At 68.4% G+C, this 11212-nt stretch carries 11 protein-coding genes; 5 read left to right on the top strand and 6 right to left on the bottom strand.

What is annotated here, in order from left to right; all coding sequences use genetic code 11:
* The 4 genes from ACLQ6X_RS10765 to ACLQ6X_RS10750 form a co-directional block, all read left to right on the top strand.
* Positions 1-1488 (top strand): 1-deoxy-D-xylulose-5-phosphate synthase N-terminal domain-containing protein (locus tag ACLQ6X_RS10765; protein ID WP_411700162.1); only part of this gene is annotated, 1488 nt, incomplete at its 5' end.
* A gap of 37 nt (positions 1489-1525) precedes the next feature.
* Positions 1526-2125, top strand: coding sequence for a hypothetical protein (locus tag ACLQ6X_RS10760; protein WP_411700161.1), 600 nt, complete (start codon positions 1526-1528; stop codon positions 2123-2125).
* A gap of 58 nt (positions 2126-2183) precedes the next feature.
* Positions 2184-2570 carry a MerR family transcriptional regulator gene (locus ACLQ6X_RS10755; protein WP_411700160.1) on the top strand — a complete coding sequence of 129 codons (387 nt, stop codon included), beginning with the start codon at positions 2184-2186 and terminating at the stop codon, positions 2568-2570.
* Positions 2567-3544 (top strand): aldo/keto reductase, encoded by a 978-nt coding sequence (locus ACLQ6X_RS10750; RefSeq protein WP_411700159.1) that lies wholly within the window; start codon positions 2567-2569, stop codon positions 3542-3544. Before ACLQ6X_RS10755 ends, ACLQ6X_RS10750 begins: the two co-directional genes overlap by 4 nt.
* A 62-nt stretch (positions 3545-3606) precedes the next feature.
* On the opposite strand, the gene ACLQ6X_RS10745 is transcribed toward ACLQ6X_RS10750, so the two are convergent.
* The 4 genes from ACLQ6X_RS10745 to ACLQ6X_RS10730 form a co-directional block, all read right to left on the bottom strand.
* Positions 3607-5745, bottom strand: coding sequence for a 3-hydroxyacyl-CoA dehydrogenase NAD-binding domain-containing protein (locus tag ACLQ6X_RS10745; RefSeq protein ID WP_411700158.1), 2139 nt, complete (start codon positions 5743-5745; stop codon positions 3607-3609).
* On the bottom strand, positions 5745-6950 hold the full coding sequence (locus ACLQ6X_RS10740) for a thiolase family protein (RefSeq protein ID WP_411700157.1): 1206 nt from the start codon (positions 6948-6950) through the stop codon (positions 5745-5747). Before ACLQ6X_RS10740 ends, ACLQ6X_RS10745 begins: the two co-directional genes overlap by 1 nt.
* A gap of 74 nt (positions 6951-7024) precedes the next feature.
* Complete coding sequence (locus ACLQ6X_RS10735; protein WP_411700163.1) at positions 7025-8215, bottom strand: HRDC domain-containing protein; 1191 nt, start codon at positions 8213-8215, stop codon at positions 7025-7027.
* 52 nt (positions 8216-8267) lie between these two features.
* Positions 8268-8864 (bottom strand): DUF3000 domain-containing protein, encoded by a 597-nt coding sequence (locus ACLQ6X_RS10730; protein WP_411700156.1) that lies wholly within the window; start codon positions 8862-8864, stop codon positions 8268-8270.
* Between the two features lie 104 nt (positions 8865-8968).
* Between ACLQ6X_RS10730 and ACLQ6X_RS10725 the strand changes: the two genes are divergently transcribed.
* Positions 8969-10156, top strand: coding sequence for an alpha/beta hydrolase family protein (locus ACLQ6X_RS10725; protein ID WP_411700155.1), 1188 nt, complete (start codon positions 8969-8971; stop codon positions 10154-10156).
* Here ACLQ6X_RS10725 and ACLQ6X_RS10720 read toward each other — a convergent pair.
* Both ACLQ6X_RS10720 and ACLQ6X_RS10715 read right to left on the bottom strand, forming a co-directional pair.
* Positions 10153-10590 (bottom strand): SufE family protein, encoded by a 438-nt coding sequence (locus ACLQ6X_RS10720; RefSeq protein WP_411700154.1) that lies wholly within the window; start codon positions 10588-10590, stop codon positions 10153-10155. The genes ACLQ6X_RS10725 and ACLQ6X_RS10720 overlap by 4 nt on opposite strands.
* 2 nt (positions 10591-10592) lie before the next feature.
* The coding region (locus ACLQ6X_RS10715) for a sulfurtransferase (protein WP_411700153.1) at positions 10593-11212 on the bottom strand (620 nt) is incomplete at its 5' end.

Below are 11212 nucleotides of genomic sequence, written 5' to 3'. Positions count from 1 at the left end.
TGGGAGGCGCTCAACAACATCAGCGACGACAACTCCCGCAACCTCGTGATCGTCGTCAACGACAACGGCCGTTCTTACGCGCCCACCATCGGTGGGATGGCGCACTTCCTCAACGACGTGCGCACCCGCAGCTCGTACCGCCAGCTGCACCGCACGAGCGAACAGCTCTTCTCGAAGTTCGGCCACCCGGGTCGTGCGCTCTACCGCGGCATCCGCGGCGGCACCCACGGGTTCCTCAGCCGCTTCACCAACAACGAGGCCCTCTACTCCAACCTCGACATCAAGTACATCGGCCCGATCCACGGGCACGACCTCGTGGCCATGCAGGCCGCGTTGCAGCAGGCGAAGAACTACGGCGCGCCCGTCATCGTGCACGCCATCACCGAGAAGGGCCGCGGCTACCAGCCCGCCCTCGCCGACACCGCCGACCAGTTCCACGCCGTCGGGCAGATCGACCCCGAGACGGGTGAACCGATCGAGGCCACGAGCAAGCCCTCGTGGACCAGCGTGTTCTCGAACGAGATCGTCGACATCGCCGCCGAGAACCCGAAGATCGTGGGCATCACCGCCGCGATGCTGCGTCCGACCGGGCTGCACAAGTTCGCCGAGCGGTTCCCCTCACGCGTACTCGACGTCGGCATCGCCGAGCAGCACGCCGTGACCTCGGCCGCAGGCCTCGCGTTCGGCGGGCTGCACCCGGTCGTCGCCATGTACGCCACCTTCGTCAACCGCGCCTTCGACCAGGTGCTCATGGACGTCGGCCTGCACAAGGCGGGCGTGACCTTCGTGCTCGACCGCGCCGGCGTCACCGGCCCCGACGGCCCGAGCCACCACGGCATGTGGGACCTCGCCCTGCTGCAGGTCATCCCGAACATCCGCATCGCCGCGCCGCGAGACGCCGTGCGCCTGCGCGAGGAGCTGCGCGAGGCGGTGGCGGTCGAAGACGGCCCGACCGTCGTGCGGTTCTCGAAGGGCGACGTCGGCACGGAGTTCGAGGCCGAACGCCGCACCTCCGACGGCGTCGATGTGCTGCGCGAGGCCGTCGACAAGGACGTGCTGCTCATCACCGTCGGACCGATGGCCAAACTGGGTCTGGAGGTCGCGGAACGCCTCGCCGCCCAGGGCATCGGCGCGACGGTCATCGACCCGCGCTGGGTCGTGCCCGTGCCCGCGAGCGTCGTCGACTTCGCTGCGGAACACCGCATCGTCGTGTCGATCGAAGACGGCGTGCGGGTCGCCGGAATCGGCACCCGCATCCGGCAGGACCTGCGTGCCGCCGGTGTCGACACCGCGGTGACCGAGCTCGGTCTCCCCGACGAGTTCCTCGACCACGGCACGCGCGACCAGATTCTCGCCCGGGTCGGTCTCACGCCGCAGGACATCGCCCGCGACCTCGTGTCGCAGGTGCTCGGCAGCAAGATCCCGATCGCCCGGCCGCTGCCGCGCGAGTCCGAGGTCGACGCGAGCGTTCGCCAGGAGCCCAGCTGAGTTTGTCGACAGTGGCGGTTGCTGGAATAATCCTGTGATGCCCTCCCGCCGTGTCGTCGCTCTTCTTCTCGCCTCGGCCTCGCTGGTGGGCGTGAGCGCCTGCACGACGGGCGATCCGCGACCGGATGACACGGCCACCGTCACAACGCCGCAGGCAGACATCTCCGGCGAATGGGTGGTCACCCGCACGGTCACCGCGAGCAACGACCCGACCAACCCGGGCCGCGCGGTCGGCGCCACCTCGGTGCGCTACGTGCTCGTCGAGCGTGACGACTGCGGCGCGGCTCTGTGCGACGGCACCGTCTCGAGCGGGGCGACCCTCGAGGATCGCGAGCAGACCGCGCTCACCCAGACCGATGGCGGCTTCGACTATGCCTTCACCGGGGGCCTCGACTGCATGAACGCCACGACCGGCGGAGTGCTCGTGGTCGACGGGTTCGACTACGAGCAGACGGCGACGCTGACCGTCGGCGAGACCACGGGCGACGCCGCCAGTGCGATGGCCGCCACTCTCGCGGGCACCATCACCTACGGCGACACGATCACCCAGAACGCGGCGGAGAACGGCTGCACGCGGGATCCCGCGGCCGTCGAGGTGACCTACGCTGTGGCCGCGACCCGCACTCCGGCCGGCTGACCCGCTCCGTCCGGCCCGCGCTTGACTTAGAGCGCACTCGAAGTTCTAGCCTGTAGTCATGTCGATGACCCAGGAACTGCTGTCCATCTCCGAGGTCGCCGAGGCGACGGGTCTCACCGCCCACACGCTGCGCTACTACGAACGAGCCGGGCTCATGCTGCACGCCGTCGACAGGGCGTCGTCGCAGCACCGGCGCTATTCGCAGTCCGATCTGAACTGGATCGTGTTCCTCTCCCGACTGCGGTCGACGTCGATGCCCATCGCGCGCATGCTCGAGTACGTCGAGCTCGTGCGCCAGGGCGACGACACGGTGGAGGCGCGACGCGACCTGTTGATGCTGCACCGCATCTCGGTCGCCGCGCAGCTGGAGACGATCACGCAGAGCCTCGAGGCCATCGACTACAAGATCACCACCTATGCAACGATGAAAGCAGGACGTTCATGAAGAACACCACCCTCGGAGCTCACGGCCCCCAGGTCGGCCGCATCGGCCTCGGCCTCATGGGAATGAGCGCCTTCTACACGGGAAGCGGCACCGACGAGGCCGGATCGATCGCGACGATCCACCGCGCGCTCGAACTCGGCGTGACCCTGCTCGACACCGCCGAGATCTACGGCCCCTACCTGAACGAGGAACTCCTCGGGAAAGCGATCGCCGGTCGGCGCGAGGAGGCGGTGATCGCGACCAAGTTCGGCACCATCATGCACCGCGCCGACGGGGAGCGCGGCCTCGACGGCAGCGCCGAGAACGTGCGGCTCTCGATCGAGGGCTCGCTGAAGCGACTCGGCACCGACTACATCGACCTCTACTACCAGCACCGCATGGACCCGGCCACGCCGGTGGAGGAGACCGTCGGCGCCCTCGCCGAACTGATCCAGGAGGGCAAGCTGCGCGGATACGGACTGTCGGAGGCCGCACCCGCCACCATCCGTCGTGCGCACGCCGTGCATCCGGTCACCGCTCTTCAGACGGAGTACTCGCTCTGGTCGCGTGATCCAGAAGCCGAGATCCTGCCTGTCGTGCGCGAGCTCGGCATCGGCTTCGTGGCCTACTCGCCGCTCGGCCGGGGCTTCCTCACGGGGGCGATCCGTTCGCTCGACCAGCTCGACGAGAGCGATTTCCGTCGCAACAACCCGCGGTTCGAGGGGGACAACCTGGAGGCCAACATCCGCATCGTCGAACAGGTGGATGCCGTCGCGCGCGAACTCGACGCCAAGCCCGGCCAGGTCGCGCTCGCGTGGCTCCTCGCCCAAGGCGACGACATCGTGCCGATCCCCGGCACGAAGCGTGTCAGCTACCTCGAGGAGAACGTGGCAGCCGACGCCGTCGAACTCAGCGCGGACCAGCTGGCGACCCTCGACGCGTTGACCGCTCCGGTCGGCGACCGCTACGCCGACATGTCGCCGCTCAACCGCTGACCCACGTGGATTGAGCCTGTCGAAATCAACGGATTCCGGCAGGCTCAACCCATGTCTGCGGGCTACGCCACCCCGCGGATCGGCGGGGTGTGGAAGGTGCCGCCGAAGACCCGCTGCGACGCACCGACCCGGTCGAGGTACGGGGTCGCCCCGCCCATCTGGAACGGGTACCCCGCGCCGAGGATGAGGCACAGGTCGATGTCTTCGGCCGCCGCGACCACGTCGTCCTCCAGCATGCGGTGGATCTCGTCGGCGAGGCCGTCTTCGATGCGGGTCTGCAGCTGCTGGGCCGTCATCGGGCTGGTTCCGCCCTTGACGATGTCGATCGCCTTCTTGTCGACACCCTTGATCTTGCCCTTCGAGTCGCGCTCGAAGATTCGCCCCAACTCGGCGAGCCGGTGCAGGTTGGCGCTCTCGAAGAAGCGGTCGGGGAACGCGGCGTGATGCGTGTCGAGCACGTGCGCGCCGACCTTGAGGCCGACGAGTTCGAGCAGCTCGAACGGGGTCATCGGGAGCCCGAACGGTTTCGTCGACTGCTCGACGACCTCGAACGGCGTGCCGGTGTCGACCGCGTGCATGGCCTCGCCGAGCACCTTCGCCAGGATGCGGTTCACCACGAAGCCGGGGGTGTCCTTCGTGATCACGGCGTTCTTGCGCAGCTTCGCGGCGGTCACCATCGCGGTCGACAACGTCTCATCGTCGGTGAGCGGGGTCTTCACGACCTCGATGAGCGGCATCACCGCGACCGGGTTGAAGAAGTGGAATCCGACGAGCCGCTCGGGAGAGCGGAGCTTCGCGCCGATCTGCTCCACGGAGAGCGACGACGTGTTGGTTGCGAGCACGGTCTCGGGGGAGACGTACTTCTCGATCTCCTCGAACACGTCCTGCTTAGCCGCCAGCTCCTCGAAGATGGCCTCGATGACCCAGTCGCAGTCTGCGAAGTCTGCCTTGTCGGTGGTGCCGGTCACGAGCGCCTTGAGCCGGTTGGCCTCGTCGGAGGAGACGCGACCCTTGGCCAGCAGCGCGTCGATCTCGGAGCGGATTCCCGCGACGCCCGCGTCGACCCTGCCCTGATCGAGGTCGGTGATCACGACGGGCACCTGCAGCCGGCGCACGAACAGCAGCGCGAACTGGCTGGCCATGAGCCCGGCGCCGATGATGCCGACCTTCGTCACCTTGCGGGCGATCGCCTTGTCGGGTGCGCCGGCCGGCTTCTTGGCGCGCTTCTGCACGAGGTTGAACGCGTAGATGCTGGCCTGGAACTGGTCGCCGCTGATGAGGCCGGCTAGAGCGTCGTCTTCCGCCCGGAAGCCGGTGTGCTTGTCGGTGTTCTTCGCGGCCTTCAGCAGTTCGAGGGCCTTGTAGGGCGACTGCGCGACCTCGCCAATGCGGCTCTTGAGCATCTTCTCGGCGATGCCGATGGCGATGTCCCACTTGACGGCGCGCTCGAGCTTGCCCGGTGCGTTAGCGCGCTTGACCGTGATGCGACCGGAGATCACTCCGTCGGCCCACTTCACCGAGTCTTCGAGGAAGGTCGCCGGGTTGAAGATCGCGTCGGCGATTCCGAGGTCGAAGGCCTCCTGGCCCTTGAGCGTGCGGTTGTTCTTCAGCGGGTTCTCGACGACGACCTTCAGGGCGTTCTCGATACCGATGAGGTTGGGGAGCAGCCAGGCGCCGCCCCAGCCCGGGATGATGCCGAGGAAGACCTCGGGGAGCGCGAGCGCGGGCATCGACCGGTCGATCGTGCGGTAGTCGGCGTTGAGCGGGATCTCCACGCCACCGCCGAGGGCGAGCCCGTTGATGAACACGAAGCTCGGAACGCCCAGCTCGCTGAGCTTGCCGAGCGTCCAGTGGCCGAGCTGAGCGAGCTGCTTGGCGACCGCGCGGTTCGGGATGTCGCTGACCTTCGACAGGTCGGCACCGGCGGCGAGGATGAACGGCTTACCGGTGACTGCGACCCCCGCGATCTCGCCGCGCGAGGCGCGCGCCTTCTGTTCGTCGAGCACCCCGGCGAGCTCGAGCAGCGTGACCGGCCCGAGGGTGTTCGGGCGGGTGTGGTCGCGTCCGTTGTCGAGGGTGATGAGGGCGAGGGTCTTGCCGCCGGAGAGGGGAACGTCGCGCACGTAGGAGTGGGTGACGACCTCGTCGGCGGAGACCGCCGTCAGATCGGCGAAGTCGGCGGCGGTGAATTCGTAGGCCATTACTTCTTGCCCTTCTTGCCCGTGTAGTGCGGGTTCTCCCAGATGACGCTGCCGCCCTGGCCGAGTCCGACACACATGGCGGTGAGGCCGTAGCGCACGTCGGGACGCTCGGCGAACTGCGCCGAGAGCTGGATCATCAGGCGCACACCGGATGACGCGAGGGGGTGACCGATGGCGATGGCGCCGCCCCACTGGTTGACCCTGGGGTCTTCGTCGTCGATGCCGAAGTGGTCGAGCAGCGACAGCACCTGCACGGCGAAAGCCTCGTTGAGTTCGAACAGGCCGATGTCGTCGATGGTGAGGCCGGCCTTGCGCAGCGCCTTCTCGGTCGACGGAACCGGTCCGATGCCCATGATCTCGGGCTCGACACCCGCGAAGGCGAAGCTCACCATGCGCATCTTCGCGGTGAGACCCAGCTCTTTCGCGGCATCCGCACTGGCCATGATGCTCACCGTCGCGCCGTCATTGAGGCCCGAGGAGTTGCCGGCGGTCACCCGGCCGTGGGGGCGGAACGGGGTCTTGAGGGCGGCGAGGCCCTCCATCGTGGTCTCGGGACGCAGCGTCTCGTCGCGCGTGGCCAGCCCCCAGCCGGTCTCGTTGCGGGTGGCGACGGGAATGAGATCGCGCTGCATCTTGCCGTTCTCATACGCGGCGAACGCCTTCTGCTGGCTGCGCATCGCGAAGCGGGCGGAACGCTCCTTCGTGCGGTGCGGGAACCGGGCGTGGATGCGTTCCGCCGTGTTGCCCATGTTGAGCGCGTCGGCGCTCACGAGCTTCTCCGAGAGGAAACGGGGGTTCGGATCGGCGTCGAAACCCATCGGGTGGCGACCCATGTGCTCGACGCCGCCCGCGATTCCGACGTCGTAGGCACCGAACGCGATTGCGCCGGCAATGGTCGTCACACTGGTCATCGCGCCGGCACACATGCGGTCGATCGCATAGCCGGGCACTGACTTGGGGAGGCCCGCGAGAAGGGCCGCGGTGCGACCGAGGGTGAGGCCCTGGTCTCCGGTCTGAGTCGTTGCGGCGATAGCGACGTCGTCGACGCGCTCGGGGGGAAGTGTCGGGTTTCTCTCCATCAGCCCGATCATGGCTTTCACCACCAGATCGTCGGCACGGGTCTGCCAGTACATTCCCTTTTCACCAGCTCGGCCGAACGGGGTACGGACCCCGTCGACGAACACAACTTCAGCTTTCTCGGCCACTTTGCCTCCAACACTTTGAGCGTGCTGTCGATCCTAGGGTCGGCCATTTTGGCGGCAGAATCCGTTGACTGTTCCTACGAAGCGGGTTCGTCGCCCTGCTCGGTTGTTTGGCTAGCTTCGACAAAGGCAACCACGATCTTCTGTGCGGTTACGTCAACCTGCCACGGGCGTGCTCCGAGTTCGACGAGCGCCGCGCTGATCGACTCGACGGAGATCTCGGCCGGGGGTGCCCACGCGACACGGCGCAGCGTGTCGGGTGTCAGGAGGTTTTCGAGCGGGATGTGGAAGAACTCGCTGAGCTCGGTCAGGGCGGCCCGCGCGGCCTTGAGACGCTTGTCGGCCTCGGGGTTGCGGTCGCTCCAGATGCGGGGGGCCGGGATGGATTCGCCGGGGGCGCGGGTAGCGGGAAGGTCGGTGGAGGCCATTCCGCGTTCGATCGCCGCCCACCAGCGGTCGAGCTGCGAGCGGCTCGCGCGACCGGTGAACTCCTTGATGGCCGACAGGTCACGCTTGGTCGCGGGGAGTGCCTTCGCCGCGGCGGTGAGGGCCGCATCCGGAACCAGACGCCCGGGAGCCGTGTCGATCTCGCGCGCGTAGGCGTCGCGGGCCTCCCACAGTTCGCGGGCGACGGCGAGTCCGCGCTGGCCGCGGATCGAGGCCAGTCCGCTCAGGCGGCGCCACGGTTCGACGCGCACGATGGTGAAGTCGCGTTTGGCGACGGAGTCGAACTCCTGGTCGGCGATGAAGGTCTTGCCGTCGGCCTCGAGCAGTTCGCCCATCTTCTCGCGCAGGTCGACGAGCAGCTCCACGTCGAGGGCGGCGTAGACGAGCCAGGCCTGGGGCAGCGGGCGGGTCGACCAGTCGGCGGCCGAGTGCTCTTTGGCGAGGTGGATGCCGAGCAGGTCCTCGACGACGGTGCCGAGACCCACGCGGGGCAGACCGGCCAGGCGTGCGCCGAGCTCGGTGTCGTAGATGCGCTTCGGGTTGAGCCCGATCTCGCGCAGGCAGGTGAGGTCTTGGCTCGCCGCGTGCAGGATCCACTCGTCGTCCTCGATGGCGGCGTTGAGTTCGCTGAAGTCGCCGATGGGAGGCGGATCGAACAGGAACGTGCCGGCGCCGCGGCGGAAGATCTGGATCAGGTACGCCCGCTGCGAATAGCGGAAGCCGCTGGCCCGCTCGGCGTCGATCGCGATCGGGCCGTGCCCGGCGGCGATCTTCTCGACGGCGGCGAGGTACTCGTCGCGGGTGGCGATCACGTGGACCACGGTGTGCGGGGCCTGGACGGGGACGGCGGCGAGCGCCGGCGTTTCGGGCGCGCTACTCACGCGACGCACGACGGGTTGATAACACGCTTACTCCCTCAGCCGTCGGCGGGAAGCCGGCCAGCATGCACAATAGTTCGCTCCAGCCTTCCACATGTGAGGTGACGTCGGGGTCGAGCGGGGTCCAGGAGGCGCGTAGTTCGATCTGGGCGCCCTCGCCCTGCTCCTCGAGTTCGCCGAAACCGGTGGAGAGGATGCGCGTCGCGGTGCCCGAGGCCAGGTCGTATCGCGCGCCGCGCGAGTCGAGCGCGTCGACGAGCCACGACCAGGTGACGCTGGCGAGAAACGGGTCGGAGCCGATGTCGGTCTCGAGCGGAGCCTGGGCGAAGCAGACGATTCTGAAGACGCCGCCCCAGGCTTCGGGCGCGGAGGGGTCGTACAGCAGCACGAATCGGCCGGTTCCGTAGTCGGAGTCGGTCGCGTGCTCTGACGGCCTGACGTCTGCGGCGAGCGCGATCGACCACGGCGCGAGGCCCGTGGGCGCGGGGATTTCGGTCACAACGAGTTCTGCGCGCGGCTGAGCGCGGCGAACGGCCTCGAGGGCAGCCGCGAAGGCCGCCGGGACCGGTGTTCCTGAGAGTGTGTCGGGCACCACTGAAGACTAGGCTTTGTTGGTATTTTCGACGTTGAGGCACGCCGCCTCGTAGGCCGCAAAGATCCGGAGCTCTCATCGCTACTTCAGCCCAGCCCGATTCGGTGGCCGGTCGTATCGTCGGCGGGGTGGCTCTGGGGGTCGTCGGCATAGCCACGCTCTCGTCGGTGGTCGCGGCCGCCCTCACCGTGCGCGTCGCCCGCCAGGTGGTCACCCCGCCCAAGTCGCGCGAGGAAGACATCCGGGTCATCGCCGTGGCCGAGAAGACCATCACCCTCACGGCTACCAAGGATTCGCTGCTGCCCGGGCGCTACGGACTCTGGTTCGACCAGGGCGAAGGCTACGCCCGCGTCGGCGCCGTCGTCGACGCCACGTCGACCGCCGTCACGCGCGAACTCATCTCGGTGGACTACGGCGTGCTGGGGCAGGGCGCGAAGGCGCGGTTGAGCGGCTGGTTCTACCTCGGGCCCAAGGAACTCGGCTACCCCTACAGCGACGTGGAGATCGACACCGAGCTCGGTGCGGCCCCCGCCTGGCTTATCCCGGCCGAAGAACCCGGCGACTCCTGGGTGATCGAGGTGCACGGCCGCGCCGTGCGCCGTTCGGAGACGCTGCGCGCCGTGCCGGTGTTCCGCGAGGCCGGCTACACGTCGCTGCTCGTGTCGTACCGCAACGACGAAGACGCGCCGGCGAGTGCCGACGGCCGCTACTCGCTGGGGGATTCCGAGTGGAAAGACGTCGACGCCGCGCTGACGTACGCCGTCGCCAACGGCGCCAAGAACGTGGTGCTGATGGGATGGTCGATGGGCGGGGCGATCGTGCTGCAGACGGCGACGCGGTCGGCGAACGCCCGGTACATCCGGGGCATCGTCTTGGACTCTCCCGTGATCGACTGGGCGAGCGTTCTCGGCTTCCAGGGCGCCGAGATGCGCCTCCCGGCCGTGGCCAGCAAGGCCGTGCTCGCGGTGATCGGAAACAAGTGGGGCAAGCGCCTGACCGGCCAGCACGAGTCGATCGACCTCGCGCGCCTCGACTTCGTGGCGCGCGCCGACGAACTGAGCTGGCCCATCCTGCTTATGCACAGCGACGACGACGGGTACGTGCCGTCGACGTCGTCACACGCTCTCGCCGAAGCTCGCCCGGATATCGTCACGTTCGACGCGTTCGCGGTGGCCCGCCACACCAAGCTGTGGAACTACGACGCCGGGCGTTGGAACGTCGACATCGCGGCCTGGCTCGCCGCCCTCGCACCGAGCACGGCGGCCAGACGCGCCCGCTACCGCAAGGGCTAAGCCGCCGCCTTCGTCACGACCTGACGCTTGATGCGGCCGAGCATCGCGGTCATGCCGCGGATGCGCAGCGGACTGACGGCCTCGGTGAGACCGAGGTCGGAGGGGTAGTCGTCGGGAACCGCGAGCACCTCATCGACGGTGAGCCCGGCGAGCCCCTGCACGAGGATGGACGCGAAGCCGCGCGTGGTCGGCGATTCTGCGGGCGCGGTGGCGTACAGGTGCACGGTGCGGCTCGCGTCGACGTCGACGAAGATGAACACGGGGGACTGGCACTCCTCGACCCGCTCGAGCAGGTCGGGGTGCTCGGCGTAGTGCGCGGGCAGTGCCGGCAGCTCGTTCGAGAACTCCAGCAGCAGCTGCAGCCGGTCTTTGAGGCCGAGTTCGGTGAAGTCGGTCTTGATGTCTTCGAGGGCGCCGGGCAGGGTGTCGGTCATCTCTACCTCGCGGTGGGCGCGGCGCCCGGTTCGGAGCCCGTGGCGATGGGCACGCGCACGGCGCTTCCCCACTCGGTCCACGAGCCGTCGTAGTTGCGCACGCCCTCGAACCCGAGCAGGTGGGTGAGCACGAACCAGGTGTGGCTCGAGCGTTCGCCGATGCGGCAGTAGGCGATCACGCTGTCGCCGTCGGAGAGGCCGGCGTCGTCGCGGTACAACGCGCTCAGCTCGGCGAGCGGCCGGAAGGTTCCGTCGTCGGCCGCGGCCTTGCCCCACGGCACGTTCTGCGCGCTGGGAATGTGGCCGGCACGCAGGGCGCCTTCCTCGGGGTAGGCGGGCGCGGTCGTGCGCGCCCCGCTGAACTCCTCGGGCGAACGCACGTCGATGAGCGGGTTGCCGAAGTGCGCGAGCACGTCGTCTTTGAAGGCGCGGATGACACGGTCGTCACGTTCGACGACGGGGTAGTCGACCCGCTCGGCCGACTCGCGGGCGGTCGTGTACTCGCGCCCCTCGGCCTCCCACTTCGCGCGGCCGCCGTCGAGCAGGCGCACATCGGCGTGGCCGAACAGGGTGAAGACCCAGAGGGCGTACGCGGCCCACCAGTTGTTCTTGTCGCCGTAGA

Source organism: Conyzicola sp. (assembly GCF_046714715.1).
Classification (GTDB): Bacteria; Actinomycetota; Actinomycetes; order Actinomycetales; family Microbacteriaceae; genus Conyzicola.
Note: the sequence above shows the minus strand (reverse complement) of the source record. Positions and strands in the feature narration are given on the sequence as shown.